Below are 25,721 nucleotides of genomic sequence, written 5' to 3' on the forward strand. Positions count from 1 at the left end.
TCAATCAAAACCATTATTTTCGGCGGTACGGGCAAACCATTCGCCGCTCTTTTTCACTGTACGTTTTTGTGTTTCTAAATCCAATTGGACAAAACCGTAGCGGTTTTTATAGCCGTTGAGCCATGACCAGTTATCAATAAAGGTCCACATATGGTAGCCAAGACAATGACAGCCTTCGCTAATGCCTTTATGTAGCCATTTCAGATGCTCAGTAATAAATTCAATACGGTAGCTATCGTTAACTTGTCCTTCCTGAATAAAGCGCTGTTCGTTTTCTACACCCATACCGTTTTCTGAAATAAAGCAGCGTGGGTTACCGTAATTATCGCGAAGATTGGTAATAATATCGTAAATACCCGGCTCATAAATTTCCCAGCCGCGGTAAGGGTTCATTTTACGTCCCGGCATTTCATAGTAATCAAACAGCCACTCCGGCATAAACGGCGCATTCGGATTGACTGCCGTATCGCGACATTTCACACGACGCGGCTGGTAATAGTTAATCCCCAGCAGGTCGATTTTGCCGTCGGCGATCAACTGCGCATCGCCTGGCTGGCAGGCCGGAAGCTGATCGTACTCTTTCAGCAATGCCACCAGATCCGCCGGATATTCCCCTTTCAGCACCGGGTCGAGGAAGCTGCGATTAAACAGCAGATCCGCATGGTGCGCGGCTTTGACATCTGCCGGATGCTGCGAGCGCGGATACGAAGGCGTTAAATTCAGCACTACGCCAATTTCACCGTCATGGTTTGCATCACGATACGCCCGCACCGCCGTCGCATGCGCCAGCACGGTATGGTACGCCACAGTGGCGGCACGCTTGAAATCCACCACGTTAGGATAATGGAAGTCATACAAATAACCGCCTTCTACAGGAACAATCGGCTCGTTGAAGGTGAACCAGTGCTTAACGCGGTTGCCGAACAATTTGAAACACGTCTGTGCGTAGCGGCCAAACGCCTCAACCACTTCACGGTTTTCCCAGCCGCCTTTTTCCTGCATCACCATCGGCATGTCGAAGTGGAACAGGGTGATAAATGGCGTTATGCCTTGCGCCAGCAGTTCGTCGATGACGTTATTATAAAAATCGACGGCCTCAGGATTAACCTCACCGGTGCCGTCCGGGATCAGGCGTGACCAGCTCAGAGATGTACGGAAGCTATTGTGTTTCAGCTGTTTGAGCAGTGCGATGTCCTGTTTCCAGTGCTGATAAAAGCCCGAGGTGTTCGCCGGGCCAACCCCCTGATGGAAACGACCTGGCTGGCGGTCGAACCACACATCCCACGTGGTCGGGCTTTTACCGCCGTTCAGGCTATCGCCTTCGGTTTGTAGCGCCGAGCAGGCACTGCCCCACCAGAAGTTTTCAGGAAAACGGTATCGCATATTGTTGCTCCATTGCTATTGATTCATTCAGGCAACAATACGTGTTTTTACGATACAGAAACCGGTTACAGTACTCATTTTACAACATAAACGCCTATAAATCCGGGCATTCCACTTTGCCAAGCGCTTCCCAGTAGTTGTTCTGGTTATTTCTTTGTATTGCCAGAATGGCTTCGCGGATGTGCTGCTGATTACGCGTATCAGCCATAATCGTTTTTTCCCATACCTCATCCGATGGCGACCCTTGCGGGGTGCAAATCTTACGTAAGTCCTTCATAACGGTGTTTTTTTCGTGTACTGCCTGCAGTCCGCCATACGCCGAGTCGGCTTGTACCAGTGCGGGTAGCGTGAAAAGGACGGCAATAATCGGAAAAATGACTCGTTTCATGATAATAATCCTTGTTGTCTATGCGCATCATCTCAAGAGTAAGTGTAGACGGCATACGACTCACTCATCAGCCTGTGTTAATGCCTAAAACTAAATCAGCCAGACGTTGTAGTTTTTCAGGAGGATAGGATGCAAATACAGATTACCGATACGGTTACCGAAGACGATCAAAACGCGCTGCTGGCCGGATTGCGTGCGTACAATCGCCAGTTTCTCAGAACCACCAATTTTGGCGACCTGGCGGTGTACTGGCGCGATGAGCACAATGAAATTCTGGGCGGGTTGATCGGCAAAATTAAAGGCGAATGGCTATGCATTGAGTTTTTATGGATGCATGATTCGCTGCGTAAAGGCGGTTACGGCACAAAATTGATGCAGGCGGCGGAACAAACCGCGCGTGAGAGAGGGTGTCTGCATGCGCTGGTGGATACGATGAGTTTCCAGGCGCTGCCGTTTTATCAGAAAAACGGCTATCAGCTGCAAATGACCCTCGATAACTTCCCGGAAACCGGTGCCGCGCGCCATTATTTGTCGAAAACGTTTTGATGACCGGAAGGTCTGGATGCCGCCTCACTTTCTTGCGCAGCAGAATAGTGTATGTTCTGAACAATCATTTATTTCTTAAGCGGTAAAGAGATGAGACGGATTGAGATAATACTGGGAGAGCTGGAACGGCTGACGCGAGGACTGAATCTTGCCCAACTGGCGCAGGAAACGGCGTTCACCGCGGAGGCCATCGGCTTTAATCTTGGTCTGGCGCGTAACTCGGTCAGTAAAGATCTCAATCAACTCTGGAATGACGGTCTGGCGATTAAAAGTCGCGGACGTCCGGTATTCTTTCTGCATCGTCAGGCGATTGAAACGCTGCTGGGACGCAAACTGGATGAGTCCGAGCGCGAAGTGCAAACCGTTGCCGATCTGTTGCCTGTTCAGGAAGCCCAGTCGACAGACGATCCCTTTTTCGGCCTGATTGGTTACGATCGCAGCCTGCGCGATGCGGTGGAAAAAGGCCGCGCGGCGGTGCTTTATCCCCACGGGCTGCACGTTCTGCTGACCGGTCCTTCCGGCGTGGGCAAAACCTTTTTCGCCGAACTGATGCACCGTTTTGCCTGCGAGCGCGCGACGGGAACACCGCCACCGCTGGTCTATTTTAACTGCGCGGAATACGCCCATAACCCGGAGCTGCTCTCTTCACATTTATTTGGCCATCGACAGGGGGCCTTTACCGGCGCAAACGAGAATAAACCGGGGCTGGTCGAGCAGGCTGACGGCGGCTATCTGCTGCTCGATGAAGTGCATCGTCTGCCGTATGAAGGTCAGGAAAAACTGTTCTCAATTCTCGACAAAGGCGAATACCGACCGCTGGGTTCCAGCGCCGTGGCGCGCTCAATTTCGGTCCGTCTGATTTGTGCGACCACCGAACCGGTCAGCTCGGCGCTGCTGCGCACCTTCCAGCGACGTATTCAGGTGTGCATCGACTTACCCGGCATTCGCCAGCGCTCGGTGGAAGAGCAGGTTGAATTGATTGTTGGGTTCTTACAGCGTGAAAGCCGTAAAATCGAACGCACGATAAGCATCGACCGTACCCTGCTGCTCTGGCTGCTGAACAAGCCGCTGGAAGGCAATATTGGTCAGCTCAAGAGCGACATTCAGTTTCTCTGCGCCCAGGCCTGGGCCTCGGGGATGACGGAACACAGCGATACGCTACAGCTGGATAAACGTCTGGCAGAAATGCCGTTTAACGCCACGCCGGAACAACGTCTGCTGGTTGGGGCGCTGTTCGAAGGTAAAGAACATCTGAGCATCGATGCCCGTACATTGCCCGCACTGAAAAACTCGCTGGCGACCGGAGCCGAAATTGAAGAGAGTGATCTCTTTTACAGCTTCCTGACCCGGGAATATATCAACCTGCGTAACAGCAATGTTCCGCCAGCTGAAACCCTGGCGATACTTAAAAACAAACTCAGCTCGATTTTTGAATACGGTCTCTACAGCCGCGACAGCGTGGCGCATCCCCCGCGCTATGGCGATCAGATAGAAGAACGCGTGACGCTGCTGATCGGCTGCGTTGAGCAAGTGCTTGGTTTCACGCTGCCGGAGAATCTGGTTAACCCGCTGCGCAAACACTTTCTGGCGCTGATTGGCTACGTGCAGCGCGGGCTTATTCCCCAGCTTTATTCTTCCAGCCTGATCCTCGACCGCTGTAAAGATGAATACGAAAACGCCACGCTGTTATGCCGAAAAATCAACGAACTGCTGCATATTCAGTGTCCGGCGACGGAGGTGGTCTGGCTGTGTCTGTTCCTCAAAGAGTGTCGGCATTACCGCCAACGAATTGACGCCAGCCCGGACTGCGGGGTGATTTTGATTGCTCACGGCGCGACGACCGCCACCAGCCAGGCGCAGTATGTGAATCGCGTGCTGGAGCGCGAGCTGTTCAGCGCTATTGATATGCCTTTCGAGCAGTCGGTGCATGATACGCTGGAAGCCCTGACGCAGATGATCCAGGCCCGGCAATATCGCCGACTGATCCTGATGGTGGATATTGGCTCATTGGTCCATTTTGGCAGCACCATCAGCAAACTATTCCAGATAGACGTTCTGTTGATGCCAAATATTACGCTCACCAGTTTGTTGGAGGTAGGACTGGATTTAAGCTACGAAACCAGTGAGTTACCACAGCTGGCGGCATTAATGCAGAGCAAAAATATTCCCTGTCAGCTCTGTACGCCGCAGCAGGAAAACTGCGGTAAAGTGCTGGTCATCTCCTGTATTACCGGTATGGGTACGGCGGAAAAAATCAAAAAGGTGCTGGAAGAGAGCTTCGGCGAGCTGATGTCGCAGGACACGCGGATGGTGATCCTCGACTATAACGAAGTCCGCAGCCTGGAGCGCGTTCAGCAGGCGATTAACGCCAGCGAGCGTCTGGCGGGGATCGTTGGCACTTTCCAGCCGGGACTGCCGGATATACCGTTTATCTCGCTCGAGGAGTTGTTCTCTGAGCAGGGACCCGAACTGGTGCTCAGCCTGTTGACGCCGGATCTCTCCAGCAGTGAACGTCGTCTGGAGATGGAGCGCAGCGCAATGCGTTTCATCAGCGCGTTGACCATGGAAAGCATCATTAACCACATTTCGGTGCTTAACCCGCAGCGCATTCTGAAAGAGATGGAAGGTGTGCTGAATCATCTGACCACCGTGCTTTCGCTAAAACCGAGCCGCCAGGTGACACTGCGCTTCCTGATCCACTGCTGCTGTATGGTTGAGCGTATCGTGATTAACCGCAAACCGTTACAGATGGCGTTAGAGAACAAGCCGGATCTTGATATCCGCGCGTTTAGTGTCATTAAATCGGCTTTCCTGCCGATCGAAGAGGCCTATGCCATTCGCTTATCGGACGCGGAAAATTTTTATATCTACGAACTGCTGTATAGCTAATCTCTTGTCTGGTGGGGCTTTGTGCCCCGCCAGCATCCACAACTCCCCCGTGTGACACAAATTCTGGCACAGCCTTTGCTCTGTTTACCTATGTCTATGTAATCGAGCCAGGAGGCCATTTTGACTACCACTGAATCCTTGCCCCAGATCTTGCTGCTGACCCATGGCGGCTGGGGGCAACAGCTTTGCAACAGCCTGCGCATGGTGATGGGCGAAATCAAAGGCGTGACCGAAATTGCGTTGATGCCCGTTGATACGCTCGGGGAGTTTTATCAGCGCGTCGAAGTCGTGGTGAAAGCCATGCCGGAAGGCTCACTGATCCTGACCGATTTTATTGGCGGCACCACTTCTAATGTTGCGGCACGGCTGAGCGCCGACTACCCGGTGGCAGTCATTTCCGGGCTGAATGCCTCTTTGTTACTGGAGGCGCTGGACAAACGCGAGCACGGTCAACTGACCGCCTGTGTGGCCGAACTGGTCGAGGCCGGGCGGAGCAGCTGCCTGGACGTTGTTGCTCACGTACGTCAATTACAACAATCACAATAAGGATTAAACATCATGGCAAACATCGTTTTATGTCGTATCGATAGCCGTCTGATTCATGGCCAGGTTGTGACTAAGTGGGTTGGACAATCTCAGGCAAACCGGATTGCGGTGGTTAGCGATGAGCTGGACGCCGACCCATTTATGAAAAATATCTACCTGATGGCAGCGCCGCCAAATATCAAAGTGGATTGCTTTGGTAACCAGAGTTTTGCCGCCGCATGGAAAGAAAATCAGCTTGGTGACGGCAAGGTCCTGGTGCTGTTCCCCTCTCTGGCAGCGGTCCAGGAGGCGGTCCAGTTGGGTTTTGATGTCTCCACCATTCAGGTCGGTGGGCTGGGCGGTGGGCCAAACCGCAAAGCGGTATTCCAGAACATCACGCTGGATGAAAAAGACGTCGGCATTCTGAGCGACCTGAAAGATCGTGGGATTCAGGTGTTCTTCCAGACTATCCCGGAAGATAAGCCGCAGTCGCTGGACGATATCCTGAAAAAATTCTAATTCGTTGATAACAGGGTACTTAACTATGGATACTTTAGTCTTTGCAAGCCTGATGGGGTTGTATTACTGGTTTGCCCGATTACGCCTTGGCTACACCTTTTCCGCCATGCTGCTACAGCCGGTGGTGATTGCCGTATTCGTTGGCCTGCTGTTAGGCAACATGGAAACGGCGATGATCATCGGCGCAGGTATGCAACTGGTTTACCTCGGCGTGACCTCTACGCCGGGCGGCAACGTCCCGTCGGATCCGGCGCTGGCTGCCTGTATTTCAATTCCTATCGCCGTGAAGGCCGGAATGGACCCGAACCTGGCCATCGCACTGGCGATCCCGTTTGGCGTTATCGGTGTGTTCCTCGACCAGTTGCGTCGTACGTTAAACGCCGCGTGGGTACATATGGCCGACAAGCACGCGGAAACGGCCAACATGGCGGGGATTATGCGCTGTGCGTTCCTCTACCCGGCGTTACTCGGGCTGGTGCTGCGTTTCCCGGTGGTCTTTGCCGCTAACTATTTTGGTCAGGACGTGGTGGAAAGCTTCCTGAAGCTGATGCCGCACTGGCTCACACACTCCTTTGAAATTATGGGCGGCATTCTGCCGGCGCTGGGCTTTGCCATCACCATTATGGTGATCGGTAAAAAGAGCCTGCTGCCGTGGTTTATCGGCGGATTCTTTGCAGTGCTGTACCTGAAGGTGGACATCATGGCGATGGCAATCTTTGGTACCTGCGTGGCCTTCCTGATTAAAGGTCTGGCGAAAAATGAAGGAGCAGCATGATGAGAAGCGACGTAATGCAGCATGAACTGGTGGAGCGTGCACGTGAAAGCGGCACGCTGACCAAAGCAGATATCACCAAAGCCTGGTTTATCTACTGGCTGGGTGCGGAAGTTTCCAGCTCCTATGAGCGTTTGCAAAGCCTGATTTTCTGCGCCTCGATGACACCGATCATCAAAAAACTATACCCGCAAAAAGAGGAGCAGGTGGAAGCGCTGAAACGCCATCTGAACTTCTTCAACTCGGAGCAAACGTTCGGGGCGGTGATTCAGGGGATTTCCATTGCGATGGAGGAGCAGAAAACGCGCGGCGAGCCGATTAGCGACGCTTCGATCACCGGGATTAAAACTGGCTTAATGGGACCACTGGCCGGGATGGGCGACTCCATTATCTGGGCAGCCGTTATGCCGCTGTTAATTGCTATTTTCATCCCGTTCGCCGCCAATGGCAGCGCGATGGGCGGAATTGTACCGTTAATTCTCTATCCTGCTATTACGCTGGCAATCAGCTACGGCATGGTCCACAAAGGTTATACGCTGGGGCGTGACTCGATTATCGGTCTGCTGCAGGGAGGGCGAATTAAGGAGCTTATCTACGGTGCTAACGTGCTGGGTCTGATCATGATGGGCGCGCTTTCTGCGAGTTACGTCAAGATCACCACCCCGCTAAAACTCAGCGCCCTGAAAGGCTCTGAAGTGGTGGTTCAGCAAATTCTCGACTCTATTGCCCCCGGCCTGTTGCCGCTGGCGGCGGTGTTCGCCATCTACTTTTATCTGGTGAAGAAAGGGCCACGTTACACCACGATCCTGCTGTCAATTGTCGCGCTCAGCGTGGTTTGTTCGCTGTTGGGAGTGCTGTAAGCCATGACACAGAATATTTATCAACAACTGGGGCTAAAACAGGTCATTAACGCCTGCGGCAAGATGACGATTCTGGGCGTTTCCAGCGTAGCGCCGGAGGTGATGCAGGCCACCGCGCGGGCGGCCTCAGCCTTTGTTGAAATCGATCGGCTGGTGGACCGCACCGGCGAGCTGGTTTCCCGCTATACCGGCGCGGAGGACAGCTATATCACCTCTTGTGCGTCGGCGGGTATTGCTATCTCTGTCGCCGCAGCCATTACCCGCGGCGACCCGGCGCGAGTCTCGCTAATGCCTGATAGCACAGGTATGGCGAATGAAGTGGTCATGCTTCGCGGGCATAACGTTGACTACGGGGCGCCAATCATCAGCGCTATTCGCCTGGGCGGTGGTCGCGTGGTGGAAGTCGGCTCAAGTAATCTGGCGGCCCGCTGGCAGTTGGAGAGCGCGATTACCGATAACACCGCCGCGCTGTTGTACGTGAAATCGCACCATTGCGTGCAGAAGGGCATGTTGAGCATTGCGGATTTTGTGCAGGTCGCGCAGGTTCACAATCTGCCGCTGATTGTTGATGCCGCCGCCGAGGAGGATTTACACGCCTGGGTGGCGAGCGGGGCGGATATGGTGGTCTACAGCGGGGCAAAAGCCTTTAACGCGCCGACCTCCGGGTTTATCACCGGTAAGAAACAGTGGATTGCCGCGTGTAAAGCGCAGCACCACGGGATTGCCCGGGCGATGAAAATCGGCAAAGAGAATATGGTCGGGCTGGTGTATGCCCTGGAAAACTATCATCAGGGGCAGGTCGTGGTGACTGCTGAGGAACTCCAGCCCGTAGCACAGGCGATATCAGCGATTCCCGGACTGGACGCCGATATCGAACAGGACGAAGCCGGACGCGCCATCTGGCGGATTCGGATCCGGGTGAACGCGCAGACGCTGGGGCAGGATGCTTATGCTGTCGAAGCGCTACTTCGCGGGGGCGATATCGCGATTTACGCTCGTCGTTACAACCTTCATCAGGGCGTTTTTAGTCTTGACCCGCGTACGGTCGCAGAAGGGGAAATGGCGTTGATCGTAGCGCGATTAAAGGAGATTGCAGACCATGCAGCACATTAATTTTTATCGGAATAAAGTGGCCATTAACGTGCTGGCGAAGGATATCGCCAATGCCCGGGAAATCTATGATGCCGCTGAAGGCCATGCGGTGATCGGCGTGCTGTCCGCGCAGTTTACGTCAGTTGATGAGGGCGTTCGGGAAGTTAAACGCTGGATGACGGAGGTGCCGTCGATCTCCGTCGGATTGGGGGCTGGCGACCCGGCACAGTATTACAAAGCGGCGATGATAGCCTCAGCGGTTCACCCGGCGCACGTCAACCAGACCTTTACCGGCTGCGGGTTTGCGGCAGGGGCGCTGGCGGCCACGGGCGGCGAACAAACCCATATCAATGCGCTGGTCAGCCCGACGGGCACACCGGGGGAAGTGCTGATCTCGACGGGCGTTTGCAGTAGCCAGGGCACGCCAGCCCGCGTTTCCTGCGATGCAGCGGTACGGATGATGTTGGATTCAGGGGCGCACGCGGCGAAGTTTTTCCCCATGGGGGGAGAGCGGTCGCTGCCTGAGTTGTATGCGCTGGCGACGACCGCTGCGCGCAACGGCATGACGCTGATTGAACCGACGGGCGGGATCGATCTCGATAACTTCGGCATTATCCTGAAAACCTGTCTGGAGGCGGGAGTGCCCCGCGTGATGCCGCATGTTTACAGCTCGATTATCGATCCACAAACGGGTAATACCCGGCCTGAAGATGTCGCCAGGTTAATGGAGATAGTGAAAGAGATGGTGTGATGTTGCTATCGCCGGATGGCGCATAAAAGATGCCTGGTAAGCGTTAGGTTTCACCGGGCATTTTTGCGAACACCATTCCCGGAAAATGAATACATTGCAAAAGTATGTATTTATTCGCCAAAGCGCCTCGCAGATGAATAGTTTCCCTGATGTTGGTTGCGCTGCTGGCGAGTAAGGTTCCGTCATCTTGTGCTTTTGGTGACGGATCGCCATGAAAAATCCTACAACTTCTACCCCGCATGATGCAGTTTTTAAAAAGTTCTTAAACCATCCAGAAACGGCGAGGGATTTTCTTGATACCTATCTCCCAGCGTCATTGCGTGAACTTTGCGATCTGAACACACTGAAGCTGGAATCCGGGAGTTTTATTGAGGAAGACCTGCGTGTCAGCTATTCCGATGTACTGTGGTCACTAAAAACAAGGACTGGAAAAGGCTATATCTATGCGTTGATTGAACACCAGAGTTCGCCGGATGCGCATATGGCGTTCCGGATGATGCGTTATGCCATTGCCGCGATGCAGAGCCATCTCGATGCCGGAAACAAAACGCTGCCGCTAGTGGTGCCGATACTTTTTTATCATGGCGTTGCTAGCCCGTACCCTTTTTCACTGTGCTGGCTGGATGAGTTTGACGATTCAGAAACTGCGCGGCAGCTTTATGGCGCGGCTTTCCCGCTGGTAGACATCACAGTGGTGTCTGATGACGAGATTATGCAGCATCGGCGCATGGCGCTACTGGAACTTGTCCAAAAGCATATACGTGAGCGCGATTTGATGGTGCTGGTCGATAAACTGGTTGCCCTGCTGATTAAGGGACACGCTAATGACAGTCAGGTAGAAACGCTATTTAATTACCTGGTACAGTCCGGCAGCGCACCGCGTTTTGAAGCGTTTATTCGCGAGGTTGCCAGGCGTGTTCCCAGGCATAAGGAGAGATTAATGACGATTGCAGAATGCTTACGTGAGTCGGGGCGAAGAACAGGATTGCTGGAAGGCAAACTCGAAGGCAAAAAGGATGAAGCGTTGCGGATCGCCCATGCCATGCTTGAGAAGGGCATCGATCGTGAACTGGTGCTGATGATTACCGGGCTTTCCATTGATGAGCTCACGGCACATTCTGACTAAATATCCTTTTTTCCATTATGCTTTTTTCTTCTTGCTGATGCTTTTTCGTTTTTTAAACCGCAGTGGCCTTCCCGCTATAGTCATTTCATTACTCATCAGGCGGTTATTTCAAAAGGATAAAAACGTGAAACTGAAGATACCTCATTTTGCAGCCGGGACGATGGTATTACTGGCGGGATTATTGCTGGCAGGGTGCGATCAGCAGAGCAACGACGCGAAACATATTAAAGTGGGCGTGATTAACGGCGCAGAGCAGGACGTGGCGGAGGTCGCGAAGAAAGTAGCCAAAGAGAAATACGGCCTGGACGTCGAGCTGGTGGGCTTCAGCGGTTCATTATTACCCAACGATGCCACTAATCATGGTGAACTGGATGCCAACGTCTTCCAGCATCGTCCGTTCCTTGAACAGGATAATAAAGCGCATAACTATAAGCTGGTGGCGGTGGGAAATACCTTTGTTTTTCCAATGGCCGGTTATTCGAAGAAAATCAAAACGGTAGCGGAACTGAAAGACGGCGCAACGATTGCAATACCTAACGATCCGACCAACCTTGGGCGGGCGCTGTTGTTGCTGCAAAAAGAAAAGTTAATCACCCTGAAAGCGGGGACAGGCCTGCTGCCTACGGCACTGGATATTACTGATAATCCACGGCATCTGAATATCATGGAGCTGGAAGGCGCGCAGCTACCACGCGTACTGGACGATCGGAAAGTGGATGTGGCGATTATCAGTACCACTTATATCCAACAAACCGGACTTTCCCCGGTGCATGACAGCGTATTTATCGAAGATAAGAACTCGCCGTATGTGAATATCCTGGTGGCGCGAGAAGACAACAAAGATGCCGAAAACGTGAAAGAATTTCTGCAATCTTATCAATCACCGGAAGTGGCAAAAGCGGCGGAATCCATCTTCAACGGCGGCGCGGTTTCGGGCTGGTAATTAACCCGTTGCCGCACCGGTTGGGGTTAAACCGCTCTGGCGCGGCGACGTGAGTCCATTGAGATCAGCACTACCGACGAGAGGATCAGCATCGTGCCCAGCCAGTCAGGCAGGGTGAACGTAATGCCTAACAGCAGCAGAGACAACAACGCGCTGCTTAGCGGTTCCGCGCAGCTCAAAATGCTCGCTTTAGGGCCGCCAATCATCTGCGCACCTTTCAGGTACAGGCTAAACGTCAGTGACGTACCGATAACCACCAGATAGAAAAATGCCAGAATCAAACTGCCATTAACGACAAAGTTTGTTCCCTGCCCGGCATAAAACGGCAGCAGGATCATCCCGCCAATTAACATACTCCAGCCAACAACCGGCAGCGTACCGTAGCGCGCGATAAGCGTTGAAGGGTAGGTGGTATAAAACGCGGCGGCAAATGCGGAGGCAATTCCCCAGAACAGCGCGGCAGGTGAGATAGACAGCGATGTCGGGTTACCGTGGGTGACCAACAGGAACGTGCCAATGAGCGAGGTCAGGATCGCGGTTAGCACCAAAATGCCTGGTCGTGCTTTACGTACTACGGAAAACCACGCCACGATGATGGTTGGTGACAAAAATTGCAGTACCGTCGCGGTGGCGGCGTTAGATTTTTCAATAGTTAACAGAAAGGTCAACTGTACGGTAAGCGCGCCTACCACCGAGAAAATCAGCAGGCTAACCGCGTCTTTGCGGTTTTTGATAATGGAGAATACTTTGTCGCCGTGAACGAAGGAGAGCATCAGCAGAATAAGTCCGGCGAAAATCAGACGCGTCATGGTCAGGAACTGAGATGACATCTGACTTTGCTCCATGATGTACTGTGCACAAACGCCCGAACTTCCCCATAATACGGCGGCAATCAGGACGTTCATCATCCCTCTTCTGGTGGAACCCATCTTTCCCTCGGCATGTCGTTTTGTTTTATTTGTGTGCAGGCATCATAGCAGAGATAGCTGCGATTTCTGCCAGCACATCCGCAATCAGCCAGTCATTAAAGATTTTCACTTCCGGACGCATTACCGCATGCTGCGGCGTGACGATGTAGTATGACCACGTCAGCGGCCAACGGGTGTCGGGGTGAAGTTGCACCAGCTGTCCGTCGGTAAGTAACTGCTGAACCAGCGCCCGACGAACGATAGCCACCCCCTGACCGCTGATTGCCGCCAGGATCACCGCAGAGGTGGAGTTAATGTGCAGTCCACTGTCGCGGACGGCCGGGGCATGGGTAGCGTGCAAGACATCATCCCACGCAGGAAAATGAGCGCCGGGGTGGGGAGTGTCGTCGTGGATCAGCTTTTGCGCGGCCAGCCATTCCCCGCAGGCGATTTTATCTACCGGTACCATTCGTGGGCTGCAGACCAGAACGGCTTCTTCATCCATTAACCAGGTTTTGTTGACGCCGGGCCAGTCACCTTTGCCGCAGCGTACGCCCAGATCGGCTTCGCCGTGGGCGACATCCATCAGCTTTTCCGTCACATTCAAACGTAATTCGATGTTTTCATGCGTTTGTGAGAAACGATTGAGACGACTCATCAACCAGTTCATGACCAGGACCTGCGACGCGGTAATGATCACCACCGAGCGCGCCCGACGGCCGCGCAGTTTGTTGAGTCCGGATTCCAGGTTATCCAGTCCCAGAGTGATGTCGCGCAATGCGTCCTGTGCTTCGCTGACCAGCGTGAGACGTTCTTTGCCCGTGCGGGTGCGATGTAACAGTGGATGGCCTACCCAATCTTCCAGCGCACGCACCAGTTGACCAACGGCTGCAGGCGTTACGCCCAGTTCCTGCGCCGCGCCGGTGAAGCTGCCATGGCGGGCGGTGGCTTCAAAAGCGTGTAACCATTTTAGCCGATTGAGTGAACGCATCTGTTTTTCCATTCTTATTAACTGTTTCCAGTATACGCCAGCGAGATAGATTTTCTTTCTTGAGATGCTATTTCTTCTCAGTCGTCAACTCCTGAGCTGAGTGGCATCTTTAGCGCGTCAATGAATTCTTTAAACGAGGTTAACGATGAGCGCATTCTTTGCCGGAAAGAAATTATTAGTGGTGGGTGGGACCAGTGGGATGGGGTTCGAAACGGCGAAACTGATCCTCCAGGGCGGCGGTAGCGTGGTGCTGGTAGGCAACCGCGCCGAGAAAGCGGAACGGGCCCGTCAGGCGTTGGCGGAGCTGGGTGACGTCTCCGTCATTGTGGCAGATCTGATGTCGGAAGCGGGGGTTAGGCAGGTGATGGCAACGGTGAATGCTGATCATAAAGACATCAACCTGTTAGTGAATGCGGCTGGCGTGTTTTTCCCGAAACCTTTTACTGAACATGAAGTTGAAGATTATGAGCTATATATGAGCCTCAATCGGGCGACGTTTTTCATCACCCGCGATGTGGTACGCAATATGTTGGCAGACAATATAAACGGCGCCATCGTGAATATTGGTTCAATGTGGGCGCAACAAGCGGTGGGCGCGACACCTTCATCGGCCTATTCGATGGCCAAAGCGGGTCTGCATGCTTTAACCAAAAATCTGGCTATTGAGCTGGGTGCGCATGGGATTCGCGTGAACGCCGTTTCGCCAGCGGTCGTGCATACCCCCATCTATGAAGGGTTTATCCCGAAAGAAGATGTACAAGGTGTGATGAACAGCTTTGACAGTTTCCACCCGATCGGTCGGGTCGGTAAGCCGCTTGACGTTGCCGAAACCGTCGCGTTCCTGCTGTCAGACAAGGCGGGTTGGGTGACTGGCGCTGTCTGGGATGTCGATGGCGGTGTTATGGCTGGACGTAATAGCTGACAGGGACTGATGCTGCGCATTACAAAACGCCTGCTTATACGAAACAGGCGTTTGTGCAAGATCGGAAAAGTTAAGCGCGCTGAGAGTCCAGCAGCTCGTTATTTTTCACAACATCCTGGGCTTTGGTATAGCTTTCAATTAGTAACTGATAAGCCGGGAAGATTTTGGTATAGACTTCAGCCCATTCCGCTGCGTCTTCCCGATTCCAGGTTTTCTGCAGTTCAGACGCAACCGCGGCAGTATCCATCGGCACGACACCAGCCTGTACGACGCGGGCCATGGTGATCTCCTGCGCCATTTTGCTGTAGGTACCGGAAGCATCGATGACGGCAAAGACTTTATAGCCTTCTGCTACCGCGCTGATGGCCGGGAATGCCATGCATACACTGGTGATGGTACCAGCAATAATCAGCGTCTTACGGCCTGTCGCTTTCACTGCCGCAACAAACTCTTTGTTATCCCAGGCGTTAATTTCACCTTTGCGTGCGACATAATGTGCGTGAGGTGCGTTCTCATGAATTTCCGGAATAAGAGGACCGTTTGGCCCCTGCGGCACAGAGGCGGTGGTAATCACCGGCATTTTGCATAAGGTGGCGATTTTTGCCAGAGCCGTAGCTCTTGCACGCAGTTCAGTCATTGGCATATCGCCAACGGTCTGGAACAGGCCGCTTTGATGATCGATAAGCAACATAACTGCGTCATTGACATCAATCACTGGGCGTTGGCCATTAAAATTAGCGGGTGTAGACATGATCCATTCCTTGTTGTTGCTTTTTGCAGGCTATCTAACCTGCAGTAAAGTCTAAATCGCCTGGGCGATATCCATTTTTGCTCTACAGTTCATTAACCATTATTGACATCTTCATGGTTAATTTCAGGGGGAGGCTAAAGCTATCTTTATCAGAATTGCCTTAGTGAATTAATTTCCTCCTGCCCCATTAAAATAACAATACTTGTTATTATGAAATTATATTTCTGCATTCACATTATTTTATGGTGTGTACTGGAAGTAAGGGGATGGAGATTCGGCGGGTGTTTCTGAGTGATTTATTTTTATATGGTTATTATTATTGTGAAATAAAATGAATATTAACGATATATCTTCAATGTCAATTTTGTGACTAATGCCACAGTTTTCCAGAGGATAATGATCATGTCTATTTTATTTTCTAAGTTATTATTGAGTTAAGTAAATTCTCAAGTTGATATTTATTGTGCTCCCCCGAACAGCAGAGAAGCACGGTATTAATATTACGGCTCTATAGGCGTCAGATAATCCAGTCGTAGCGGCTCGGCCAGTAGATCGTTCATTTGCAATACAAACGACTGGAAATGCGGCAGGGCGATATGTTCGTCCAGGCCAGCCTGACCGCGCCAGGATTCGCGCACATAAAATACATCTGGCGTGTCGCGTAACTGGAACAACGCATACTCAATATTGCCCTCCTCCCGGCGCGTGGGCAGTAAGAGAGCTTGTAGCGCCTGTTTCAGTGCATCGATTTTCCCTGGTTTGGCTTTCAGTACTGCAATAATTGAAATCACTTCTGCATCAGACATGTTAAAACCCCTCCAGCACAATCTTGCCGACCGAGCGACCCGTTTCAATTTGCGCATGCGCTTTTTGCAGATTCGCCGCCGTGATCGCGCCAAAATGTTCACCCAGCGTGGTATGGATGGTGTGGTCGTCGATCAACTGGGCCACGCGGGTCAATAGCTGATGCTGGGCAATGATGTCGTGGGTGGTAAACATCGAACGGGTAAACATAAACTCCCAGTGCAGCGAAATGCTTTTGGCTTTCAGCGGACGCGCATCAAGGGTTTGCGGATCGTCAATCAGCGCCAGTTTCCCCTGTGGAGCCAGGGCAGCAATAATTTGTTGGTAGTGCTGTTCGGTATTGTTCAGGCTGGCAACGTGTGTCACCTCTTTAATACCTATCCGTGCCAGCTCTTCCGTCAACGGCTTGCTGTGGTCAATCACATGATGAGCGCCCGCTTCACGTACCCATTTCTGGCTTTCCGCACGTGATGCGGTGCCGATGACGGTCATTTTGGTCAGCTTACTGGCCAGTTGCGTCAGAATAGAACCCACGCCGCCAGCCGCGCCGACAATCAGTAACACATCGCCTTCGTTGCCGTTTTCCTCAATGCCCAGGCGGTCGAAAAGCATTTCCCAGGCGGTGATTGCGGTCAGCGGTAGCGCTGCCGCAGAGGCGTTATCCAGCGATCGCGGTTTCAGCGCGGTGATTCGTTCATCAACTAACTGAAATTCGCTGTTACTGCCCGCACGTCCCAGGGCCCCGGCGTACCAGACTTCATCGCCAGGCGAGAACAAAGTAACGGCTTCGCCCACGGACTTCACCACACCAACGGCATCCCAGCCCAGTACGCGCGGCACATCAGCGTTAAAACCTTCGCGGACCTTGGTATCAACGGGGTTGACGGAAATGGCCTTTACTTCAACCAGCAGGTCATGTCCTGTGGCAACTGGCATGGGCAGCTCAATCTCTTGTAAAAATTCAATGTTATTGCCGTCGGTCGCGGCGCGGGTAATGGCGATGGCTTTCATAGTCTCTCCGGTCACAGGAATCAGTTGAATAATTCGATGGTAAACCGGCAGCAGAACGGGAAAAATAGCCCTACGGCGACAGGACTTATACTCGGGGAGTGAAAATGTTCCGGCTTGAAGATCTCACGTTGTTTGTCCGCGCCGCGGCGCTGAATAGTTTTAGCGATGCGGCACGCGAAGCCGGCGTCCAGCCTGCTCAGGTCAGTTCTGCTATCAAGCGCCTGGAGTCTACGTTGACTATCCGCCTGTTCGCTCGCTCCACGCGCAGCCTGCGCCTGACGCCGGAAGGCGAGATTTGGTTGCCCTATGCCCGCCAGATGCTGGACGTGATGCATGCCGGGCTGCAAAAAATTCAGACCCCGGAAGATGAAGTTTCTGGCACACTGCAAATCGCCGTTCCTTCCGATCTTGGGCGGAATTTGCTGCTGCCGGTCTTTCAATCTTTTCGACGCCGCTATCCTGCGCTGCGTTTGCGGATCTTTTTCTCCGATCAGGTGACGGATGTCTTTAAAGATCCTGTCGACGTCGCATTTCGTTATGGCAATACCGAAGATGCGTCATATATTGCGCTGCCCGTTGCGCCGGGTAACCGACGCGTGCTGGTGGCGTCACCGGATTGGATTTTACAAAACGGTGCGCCGAAAACCCCGGAAGATTTAGCGCAGCTGAACGCCATGACCTTTGTCTTACGTGGACGCCTGCACGACCGCTGGACTTTTACGCACGACGGCGAGGTCAGCAGTGTGCAGGTCAACGGCACGATTATGAGCGATGATGCCGAAGTGATCCGACGGCTGGCGATTGCGGGTGAGGGGATTGCCTACAAGTCGTGGCTGGATGTTAGCGAGGATGTACGCGAAGGGCGATTGCAGCTGCTGATGACGGATTATCAGGGAGAGAAAGTCCCGCTGAATATGATTTGCCCGCATCGTAAGCAGCTTTCAACGGCGGTACGCTTGCTGCATGACGCCGTGAAGGCGCGATGTGAAATGCTGGCGCAGAGCTAAGATACGCTTTGCGCCAGTACATTACTGTGGTGTGACTTAGTCTTTTTTCGCTGCGTTAGCAAAGAAAATATCAGACTGAATGTCTTTGGTGCGGATGGTAAACAACTGATTAGTGAGATCTTCCGTTAACTTCTCTGCATCAGCCATTATGCGCAGGTTGAAGTCATTCAGCATTTTATCTGCGGCAGGTTTATTGGTTTTCGCCATCTTCAGATATTCTGCTTCGACCTCTTTTTGCTCCTTCGCCACTTTATCTTCCCACGCTTTGTAGGCCTTTTTGACGATTGGCGCGAGCTTCGGATAATCGGTCATCGTCAGCGTCTGCAATTTACGATATTTCCAGTAGATGGATTGATCGTCAGCCTTATCTGTACCCATTGTATAGTTGGCCGGATATGCTTTCAGGCCACTGTAGTACGGAACAAAGGCGGTGAGATCGGCCATACCCAGACCAATGTAGGTTGTTTCACCGATCTCTTTTGGCAACCACGGACGTACCTGCATAACGTGCGCTTCATAGGTGCGGAAGACGCTGACCGGACGCCACGGCTCTTTACCGTTCAGGCCGTTGGTGTACGGGTCATGACTGGTGCCTTCATAGTGGCTACGCAGCACGGCTTTTACATCGTCCAGCGTCATTTTCTTCTCTGGCTTCATGAAGACCGGGAATTCACGTCCTTTGGCCATATCCTGATTTGCGGAAGGATTGAACGTTTTCTGGATGGTCCATACGCGAGGATCGTTATACGTACGGTCACGTTCGTCATCACGGGTATAGGCTTTAGAGAAGTTGAATTTGCCATCTTTCGCCGGTTCGTACAGACCTTTTTCCGTTGCGAACTGAATCAGATTTTTTGACGCCATCATATCCGGGTTTTTAGGATCGTAATCCTGTAGGCGGCCCTGATTACCGGTGGCGAAATATTGGTTATTGGGCAGGCGCTGCGCCATCCACTGGTGGCCGCTGCCGGTTTCCAGGTACCAGATCTCGTTATCGTCGACGACGGCAACGCCAAAGCCTTCGCCCGCACCGACGGTTTCAACAATATGTCCCAGCAGCGCAACGGCGTCACGTGCGGTTTTGCTCTGCGACAGCAGAATATCCGGGATATCGTCTTCAGTGATTCCTTTATCCTCAACGTACGGGTCGGCGGCCAGCGCTTTTGGTGAAGCAAAAATAGATTCTGTTCCACTCACACCGACGCCCAGTTCGTTAAATCCGGTCGCGCCGTGCAGTTGAGTTTTCCAGTTTGGGACGGTGGTATAACGCAGAGAGTTTTTCGGCAGTGGCCAGGTAAAATCATTCGCGCCATTATGTGCTTTGGTGCTGTATACCCCGGTCTGATTCTGTTTTGCCGGATGAATGACAAAATGCTGTGCTTTCAGGGCATCGCTGTCTGCGCTACGGGCGACCAACATGGAGCCGTCTGCTGATGCTTCATTGCCGACCAGCAGGGTCGTACAAGCAAAACCTGACGAAACAACTGCCAAATTTATTGAAAGTGCAATCAGGCACTTTTTAAAAGTAAACATTACGTATCCCTCATATGTACGCCAAAAATACACCGGAAACATACCGTTTCCTGAAATGCGATAACGTCTGAATGCTCAGACATGTCTCGCGAGAGAGATAAACGCCCCTGCCCACGTCTTCTCCAAATATTCATGCGTAGGTTGAAGTCTTCTGGACAAAATAAAACGTCCATTTCGCTTAATTATTACGCAACGAATATCCTGATATTCAGGATGTTTCCTGATTCGCGGTGAAGAATAGAATGGCTTATTAGTGGATTCAGTGACCTGTGTCGCGTAAGTTAATGATGACAAAAGTGAATCCCGTGGCAGCACCGTGCTTTTTGTTTCCGGATATGACGTTACCTTTTGCGGCAATACAGCGAGGGAACATTGGAACTGGCGAAAATCCATGCGCCCTTATACTCCTCCATGACCAGGCTCAGGCTGCGTCCGGTCTGCCGATAAAACCCGGGCAACGTATTGTTGATATCCGCTTCATCGGCCGTGTCGGCGAAGGTTTTGACGACTTGCATGGCCTGTAACACCCGCGCATCACGCTGTTGGGTGTAGCTGAAATAGATGTTCCTGCTGATGTCTGAGGTATTACGCCCATACAGTTTACCGGTAATTGTTGATAATCCTTCCTGGTTGTACATCCGAAATGAAACCGTACCGGCAAAGCGGTTGCTGCCAATATTCCATTCAACGTTCCCAACGCAATTCAGCGGCTTTTCGGCATAGCGCGAATACCATAGCCAACTGCCTGAACCGAGCAAGGTAGCCAGGCCAATAGTGAGCAAGATTATGTGGCGTGTTTTTTTCATTGCCCGCGCATCCAGTAATAATGGGTAGTACAAAATGCGTGGGCATCAATCCGCGCATCTTTATCGCATACAAATGCCACCATCCTTTCTGCTTTGAGGTAGCCGGATAGAAACACGTGTTTGTTGTTTTCACAGAGAAAAGGATGAAGTTGCATCAGACTGAAATAGCCATGCTGGTCGTACTCATTCGGAGAGTAATAAATTTTGCAGTTTTGCCGCGAAGGGATCTGCATGGAAACAGAGACAAACTTACTAAATGGCATAACCGGGCGAGTCTGATACCACACCAGCCAGATAACCAGAGTAGCAATAACAACACTAACGCTAAATAAAATGTTCCACCAGGAGATCTGCGTCGTTTGTTGTGGTGCGGTAAGAATTACCTTTGCAGGCGCGCGCTCCTCAATAACCGGTGACTGGGAAACGTCACTCTGAGGGTCCGTTATCACTTCTACCTGAGTGTTTTCATTCAATCTCAGCCCTCGCCGGGAAATAGTTTTCACCGTATCACGCGGTAGTCCCACTTCCGCCAGCGCATTACGTAACGTCAGAATTGCCTGGTAGAACGTGTTGGTGCTGGTGACATTATTTCTCTCTCCCCAACCCACTATCATCAACGTGTTCTGGGAAACAATGTCACTTGCGTGAGTAATTAAATAGAGAAAACAGAGCGAAGCTGGGAGCTGGAGTTGTATTGTGCGCCCGGTCTGACGATTGACCAGACTTTTGCTATCAGGATTAAATTCGACCAACTGATTGATAAGATACAATTGCCCAGCCCTCAGTAACCAAAACGTATCACAGCGTGTCCTTGCACACCCCTTAAATTTTACATCCAAATCGATAAGACGCCTCTATCTTTGTACATGATCTAAGATAAGAATTTCACTTAGGGGGTAAAAATCCTTCAAATACAATATGTTATTAACTTAATTTCTTAGGTGGGAATTAGCTAATGTTAAATAATGAGAATTCATTACAGTTTTATCTGGGTTATCATTATATTTATCCACAGAGCAACAAGGGTGATTGAGTTATCTGAATTGTGTAATTAACGAGTAACCTTTACATCGGTTATTTTTTAGCAAATAGTGCTTTTTTAAGATTTATCCTAGGGTTTTAATTTATGCATAAAATTCCTAATGCCCAGATTGTTATTCTGAGATAAAACACAAAAAAACTTAGCGGTATGGCATTGCTTACCGTACGTACATATTAGCGCATCAAGAGTTTATTACATTTTTTTAGGGTTGCTGTTATTAACTGACAAGGAATGTCATACGTGTCGGATTGACACATTTATTTACCGATGAAATATTTATGGAAAAATAACAGGAGTCATTTTTTATGAACAGATCCCCATCACAGAGTATTCGTTGCATAAGCTGTGAATTATCCTGTCAATTATTTCCGGATACTGCGGTACGCGCCAGCTACTGTCACCGTGCCGCTTTTGCGATCTGGCCTGAGGGAAACGGTTTTCTACAACGAGGCGTTATTGAAAAACTTTTGCTTAATAATCAAAACCATTTATCCCGCGGGTTTATTTTTGTGGATTTCTCCTTCCCCAACCTGCGCCTGTTCGCTGACCCGAAATGGGTTGATCGTCTGGCGTATAGCGGTATGCATATTGTTTTGATTGCGGACCGGAACCTGGCGCCGTTAGCCAACTACTGGCTGTCGAAAAGCAATAAAATACAAGGCATTATATATTCTGATGATGATGATGACGTACAGCATCAGAAGATGAGACGATTATTTACGGGTCATCTCGCTAACAGTAAACGTGGGCGCACACTCAACTATACAGAAATGATATTACTGAAGCGATTTGTCTCAGGAAAAAGTATTCAGCAAATTACCCAAATAGATAATATTGATATTAAGAAAATATACGTCTATAAGCTCCGGCTTGAAGATAAGTTGGGCCATAGTATTCATCAAATACTATCGAATATTTTATAACGCATTTCTGATTTTTATTATTTCACATCCTAGCGATGTGGTGGACGCTCTACGCCTGATAGCAGGAGGCTAATATGCCAAATCCCAAATCTTACTCTCGTATTGCCATCGCGGTTTCAGCCGCATTAACGTCTATGGTATTTTCAGCCCATGCAGCCTGGGTTGATGTTGATAGTCTTCCTTCCAGCGGTCTGGTTAGCAGTCTGCCCCCGGAATTGCAGGCAATAATCCCTGCGCAGGCCAATGCCAATTTCGCTAAAACCAGCGCCATGCCAAATTATGTTTATCAGTGGAGTGCGGGCACCATTCCTGTTTATGGTAATGGATTAACGTTAAATGGACCCGGTGCTGAAGCTTTTGAGCACTCTGTTACTGTTATTCAGAACAGCGCGACGGGTAGTCCGGGCGTTATTTTTGGTGACGACCTGACGATCCGCACCCAGTCAAAGAATGCCGCCAATAATGGTAAAGATGTTGACGGTATCCGCACGCATGGGGCCAATACGCCGGATAACCCGGTCTTTATCATCACCGGGGATCGCACCAGTATTTATGTAGACGGTCAGGATGGTGACGGTATTAACGCCGGTTATAACGCAATAGGCCAGGGCTGGATAGGCTCGGCTAATATCTACGTCGGTGATGATCTGTACATCAAAACGACGGGTAACCAGGGGCGTGGTATCACCGCCAATGCCATGCGAGATGCGACGCTTGCCAAAAATACGATTGTCGTTGGCGATCGTGCGCATATTGTGACGACCGGCGACGGCTCTGAAGGTCTTCGCTCCGGGCAGAGCGGTTCCTCAATCCTGCTTGGCAATGACGCTACCATCGAGACGTCTGGTGCCTCCTCAACGGGCATTTATGCCGCCACATCTTCTAAAACGGAACTGGGTAATAACGCCACTATTACGGTTAACGGCGCGAGTGCGCATGCGGTCTATTCCACCAACGCGACCGTGAACCTGGGCGACAACGCGACCATTAGCGTGAACAGTTCTGGAAAAGCGGCTTCATACAGCAAAGCGCCACGCGGCCTGTTTGCGATTTCACGCGGGGCGATAAATCTGGCCGGTGGCGCCGCGATTACTATGGTGGGCGACCACAGTACTGAAAGCTATGCCATCAGCACCGAAACGGGCGGCACCGTAGACGGATCCGCCGGTGGACGCTTCCTTATCGACGGCGATCTTCATGCTGCCGGAGGAACAAACGCGACCAGCAGCCTGCCCCAGCAAAACAGTACGATTAAGCTCAACATGACCGACAACTCACTATGGAGCGGGGCGTCTTATATCACCAGCGCGACCGCCGGGACGGGGGTCATCTCGCTGCAAATGAGCGATGCGACCTGGAATATGACCAACAGCTCAACGCTGACCGACCTGACGCTGAACAGTGGGGCAGTGGTTAACTTTGGCCATGCTGACGGCGAACCGTGGCAGACGCTTACGATTAACGAAGATTTTACCGGGAATGGCGGCAAACTGGTTTTCAATACCGTTCTGAATGACGATGCCTCCGAAACCAATAAGTTGACAGTGCTCGGCAACACAGCGGGTAATGCCTTTGTGGCGGTGAACAACATTGGTGGTACCGGGGCGCAGACCGTTGAAGGCATTGAGATAATCGAGGTTGCTGGCAACTCTGACGGCACATTTGAGAAAGCGAGCCGTATTGTCGCCGGGGCGTACGACTATAACGTAGTGCAGAAGGGCAGTAACTGGTATCTGACCAGCTTCATTCCTGCTCCGCCCGATCCGGTGGACCCTGTTGACCCTGATCCCGTAGACCCGGACCCGGTTGATCCGATTATCCCTGATCCGGTCGACCCGGACCCGATCGATCCTGTGGACCCGGTTATTCCTGAGCCGGAAGAGCCTCATGTTCCGCCGGTCACGGAGCAACAGTATCGTCCGGAAGCCGGCAGTTATCTGGCGAACAACTATGCCGCTAACACACTGTTCATGACCCGACTGCACGATCGTCTGGGTGAAACGCAGTACGTCGACATGCTGACGGGCGAGAAAAAAGTGACCAGTCTGTGGATGCGTAACGTTGGCGCGCATACCCGCTTCAAAGACGGTAGCGGGCAGTTGAAAACCCAAAGCAACAGCTACGTCTTACAGTTAGGCGGCGATCTGGCGCAATGGAGTAGCGATGGCCTCGACCGCTGGCATATTGGCGCGATGGCAGGTTATGCCAACAGCCAGAACCGCACGCAGTCCAGCCTGACCGGCTACCACTCTCGTGGTCAGGTCACCGGTTACAGCGTGGGGCTGTACGGCACCTGGTATGCCAATGACGCAGACAAGACCGGCACCTACGTAGATACCTGGGCGCTGTACAACTGGTTTGATAACAAAGTGATGGGTCAGGAGCAGGCGACAGAGAAATATAAATCCAGCGGTATCACCGCCTCGGTCGAAGCCGGTTACAGCTTTAAACTGGGCGAAAGCGAGCGCAATAGCTACTGGCTGCAACCGAAAGCGCAGGTGGTGTGGATGGACGTGCAGGCCGACAGCCATCGCGAAGCGAACGGGACCCGCGTGAAGGATGACACCGATGGCAATCTGATGACTCGTCTGGGCGTGAAAGCCTTTATCAACGGCCATAACGCCATCGATGACGGTAAATCTCGCGAGTTCCAGCCGTTTGTCGAAGCCAACTGGATCCATAACACGCAGACTGCCAGCGTGAAGATGGACGATGTGAGAAACGACATGCGCGGCACGAAGAACATCGGCGAGCTGAAAGTGGGTGTTGAAGGTCAAATCACTCCGCGCCTCAACGTATGGAGCAACGTGGCCCAACAGGTTGGCGACAAAGGCTACAGCGATACCCGCGGTATGCTCGGCGTAAAATATAATTTCTGATGTAAGTGAGTAATGGAAAAGCCGCTGATTAACCGATCGGCGGCTTTTTTTCGGAAGCGGTTGGTTGGATAAATGGCATCCGTCAATAAGGCTCAGTCATAAAGCCATTTACCTGCTTTTGCAGACTCTGCCAGCATACGGAGGGTTAATGGCTGTGGCTCATCGTCATCTCTGCTACAGGTAAAAATTGCATAAAGTATGAATGTCTCAATAGGCCAATATTTATAGAAATCGAAATTGGCGCAATCAACATTGAAAGTTGCAAAGTAAGCATCCATGATGTGTGCGCCCGTTTCACTGGCCCACACATAATCTCCTGTTGAAAGACTTGTGTCGAGGGTGACTGGCCA

General features: G+C 51.7%; 25 protein-coding genes. 14 read left to right on the forward strand and 11 right to left on the reverse strand.

The genetic code is table 11. The features are described from left to right. Positions 1-1,383, reverse strand: a complete 1,383-nt coding sequence (locus KQJ18_RS05600; protein WP_216421618.1) for a glycoside hydrolase family 1 protein — start codon at positions 1,381-1,383, stop codon at positions 1-3. A gap of 94 nt (positions 1,384-1,477) precedes the next feature. Then, positions 1,478-1,771, reverse strand: a complete 294-nt coding sequence (locus tag KQJ18_RS05605) for a YicS family protein (RefSeq protein ID WP_038635608.1) — start codon at positions 1,769-1,771, stop codon at positions 1,478-1,480. Positions 1,772-1,900: 129 nt separating this feature from the next. On the opposite strand from KQJ18_RS05605, the gene KQJ18_RS05610 reads away from it, so the two are divergent. The 10 genes from KQJ18_RS05610 to nlpA all read left to right on the forward strand — a co-directional run bounded on the left by KQJ18_RS05610 (position 1,901) and on the right by nlpA (position 11,794). Then, positions 1,901-2,317 (forward strand): GNAT family N-acetyltransferase, encoded by a 417-nt coding sequence (locus KQJ18_RS05610; protein ID WP_038635605.1) that lies wholly within the window; start codon positions 1,901-1,903, stop codon positions 2,315-2,317. A gap of 90 nt (positions 2,318-2,407) precedes the next feature. Further along, positions 2,408-5,206, forward strand: coding sequence for a transcriptional regulator DagR (dagR, locus tag KQJ18_RS05615; RefSeq protein WP_216421620.1), 2,799 nt, complete (start codon positions 2,408-2,410; stop codon positions 5,204-5,206). 120 nt (positions 5,207-5,326) lie between these two features. Then, positions 5,327-5,752 (forward strand): PTS sugar transporter subunit IIA, encoded by a 426-nt coding sequence (locus KQJ18_RS05620; protein WP_038635600.1) that lies wholly within the window; start codon positions 5,327-5,329, stop codon positions 5,750-5,752. A gap of 12 nt (positions 5,753-5,764) precedes the next feature. Next, positions 5,765-6,250 carry a PTS system mannose/fructose/N-acetylgalactosamine-transporter subunit IIB gene (locus KQJ18_RS05625; protein ID WP_085049130.1) on the forward strand — a complete coding sequence of 162 codons (486 nt, stop codon included), beginning with the start codon at positions 5,765-5,767 and terminating at the stop codon, positions 6,248-6,250. A 25-nt stretch (positions 6,251-6,275) separates the two neighbouring features. Next, positions 6,276-7,025 carry a PTS sugar transporter subunit IIC gene (locus KQJ18_RS05630; RefSeq protein ID WP_003023960.1) on the forward strand — a complete coding sequence of 250 codons (750 nt, stop codon included), beginning with the start codon at positions 6,276-6,278 and terminating at the stop codon, positions 7,023-7,025. After that, positions 7,022-7,882, forward strand: coding sequence for a PTS system mannose/fructose/sorbose family transporter subunit IID (locus tag KQJ18_RS05635; protein WP_216421622.1), 861 nt, complete (start codon positions 7,022-7,024; stop codon positions 7,880-7,882). The genes KQJ18_RS05630 and KQJ18_RS05635 overlap by 4 nt, the downstream gene beginning before the upstream one ends. A 3-nt stretch (positions 7,883-7,885) precedes the next feature. Beyond that, the gene (gene dgaE, locus KQJ18_RS05640; protein WP_216421624.1) at positions 7,886-8,995 is read left to right on the forward strand and encodes a D-glucosaminate-6-phosphate ammonia lyase; all 1,110 of its coding nucleotides are present in this window, start codon (positions 7,886-7,888) and stop codon (positions 8,993-8,995) included. Continuing rightward, positions 8,982-9,725: a 2-dehydro-3-deoxy-phosphogluconate aldolase gene (locus KQJ18_RS05645; protein WP_121529734.1), complete on the forward strand. Its 744-nt coding sequence runs from the start codon at positions 8,982-8,984 to the stop codon at positions 9,723-9,725. Before dgaE ends, KQJ18_RS05645 begins: the two co-directional genes overlap by 14 nt. Before the next feature lie 211 nt (positions 9,726-9,936). Continuing rightward, entirely contained in the window at positions 9,937-10,851 is a 915-nt protein-coding gene (locus KQJ18_RS05650; RefSeq protein WP_199952753.1) for an Rpn family recombination-promoting nuclease/putative transposase, read from the forward strand. A 160-nt stretch (positions 10,852-11,011) separates the two neighbouring features. Next, positions 11,012-11,794, forward strand: coding sequence for a lipoprotein NlpA (gene nlpA / locus KQJ18_RS05655; RefSeq protein WP_253297457.1), 783 nt, complete (start codon positions 11,012-11,014; stop codon positions 11,792-11,794). A 26-nt stretch (positions 11,795-11,820) separates the two neighbouring features. On the opposite strand, the gene KQJ18_RS05660 is transcribed toward nlpA, so the two are convergent. Next, complete coding sequence (locus KQJ18_RS05660; RefSeq protein WP_069323680.1) at positions 11,821-12,723, reverse strand: carboxylate/amino acid/amine transporter; 903 nt, start codon at positions 12,721-12,723, stop codon at positions 11,821-11,823. Positions 12,724-12,748: 25 nt separating this feature from the next. After that, on the reverse strand, positions 12,749-13,693 hold the full coding sequence (locus KQJ18_RS05665) for a LysR substrate-binding domain-containing protein (protein ID WP_121530043.1): 945 nt from the start codon (positions 13,691-13,693) through the stop codon (positions 12,749-12,751). A 145-nt stretch (positions 13,694-13,838) separates the two neighbouring features. Between KQJ18_RS05665 and KQJ18_RS05670 the strand changes: the two genes are divergently transcribed. Continuing rightward, positions 13,839-14,615: an SDR family oxidoreductase gene (locus tag KQJ18_RS05670; protein ID WP_085049124.1), complete on the forward strand. Its 777-nt coding sequence runs from the start codon at positions 13,839-13,841 to the stop codon at positions 14,613-14,615. Between the two features lie 70 nt (positions 14,616-14,685). Here KQJ18_RS05670 and KQJ18_RS05675 read toward each other — a convergent pair whose 3' ends face one another. The 3 genes from KQJ18_RS05675 to KQJ18_RS05685 form a co-directional block, all read right to left on the reverse strand. Continuing rightward, the gene (locus KQJ18_RS05675) at positions 14,686-15,366 is read right to left on the reverse strand and encodes a hydrolase (RefSeq protein ID WP_038635572.1); all 681 of its coding nucleotides are present in this window, start codon (positions 15,364-15,366) and stop codon (positions 14,686-14,688) included. Between the two features lie 500 nt (positions 15,367-15,866). Further along, positions 15,867-16,172 (reverse strand): putative quinol monooxygenase, encoded by a 306-nt coding sequence (locus tag KQJ18_RS05680; RefSeq protein ID WP_042311525.1) that lies wholly within the window; start codon positions 16,170-16,172, stop codon positions 15,867-15,869. A gap of 1 nt (position 16,173) precedes the next feature. Next, positions 16,174-17,181, reverse strand: coding sequence for a zinc-binding alcohol dehydrogenase family protein (locus KQJ18_RS05685; RefSeq protein ID WP_216421627.1), 1,008 nt, complete (start codon positions 17,179-17,181; stop codon positions 16,174-16,176). A gap of 104 nt (positions 17,182-17,285) precedes the next feature. On the opposite strand from KQJ18_RS05685, the gene KQJ18_RS05690 reads away from it, so the two are divergent. Beyond that, on the forward strand, positions 17,286-18,188 hold the full coding sequence (locus KQJ18_RS05690; RefSeq protein ID WP_137351250.1) for a LysR family transcriptional regulator: 903 nt from the start codon (positions 17,286-17,288) through the stop codon (positions 18,186-18,188). A gap of 36 nt (positions 18,189-18,224) precedes the next feature. Here the strand turns inward: KQJ18_RS05690 and KQJ18_RS05695 are convergent, their stop codons facing one another. The 3 genes from KQJ18_RS05695 to KQJ18_RS05705 all read right to left on the reverse strand — a co-directional run bounded on the left by KQJ18_RS05695 (position 18,225) and on the right by KQJ18_RS05705 (position 21,297). Next, positions 18,225-19,721: a C69 family dipeptidase gene (locus tag KQJ18_RS05695; RefSeq protein ID WP_069323827.1), complete on the reverse strand. Its 1,497-nt coding sequence runs from the start codon at positions 19,719-19,721 to the stop codon at positions 18,225-18,227. Positions 19,722-20,062: 341 nt separating this feature from the next. Continuing rightward, the gene (locus tag KQJ18_RS05700; protein WP_038635561.1) at positions 20,063-20,527 is read right to left on the reverse strand and encodes a hypothetical protein; all 465 of its coding nucleotides are present in this window, start codon (positions 20,525-20,527) and stop codon (positions 20,063-20,065) included. Further along, positions 20,524-21,297 (reverse strand): transcriptional regulator, encoded by a 774-nt coding sequence (locus tag KQJ18_RS05705; RefSeq protein ID WP_085049165.1) that lies wholly within the window; start codon positions 21,295-21,297, stop codon positions 20,524-20,526. Before KQJ18_RS05705 ends, KQJ18_RS05700 begins: the two co-directional genes overlap by 4 nt. A 577-nt stretch (positions 21,298-21,874) precedes the next feature. Here KQJ18_RS05705 and KQJ18_RS05710 point away from each other — a divergent pair. Continuing rightward, a complete protein-coding gene (locus KQJ18_RS05710) occupies positions 21,875-22,492 on the forward strand; it encodes a helix-turn-helix transcriptional regulator (protein ID WP_038635555.1) in 618 nt (205 codons plus the stop codon). A gap of 74 nt (positions 22,493-22,566) precedes the next feature. Further along, on the forward strand, positions 22,567-25,371 hold the full coding sequence (gene misL / locus KQJ18_RS05715; protein WP_087857232.1) for an intestinal colonization autotransporter adhesin MisL: 2,805 nt from the start codon (positions 22,567-22,569) through the stop codon (positions 25,369-25,371). 92 nt (positions 25,372-25,463) lie between these two features. On the opposite strand, the gene KQJ18_RS05720 is transcribed toward misL, so the two are convergent. After that, the coding region (locus KQJ18_RS05720; protein WP_216421629.1) for a DUF1493 family protein at positions 25,464-25,721 on the reverse strand (258 nt) is incomplete at its 5' end.

It is taken from the genome of Citrobacter sp. S55_ASV_140 (assembly GCF_018919505.1).
GTDB classification, from domain to species: domain Bacteria; phylum Pseudomonadota; class Gammaproteobacteria; order Enterobacterales; family Enterobacteriaceae; genus Citrobacter; species Citrobacter werkmanii.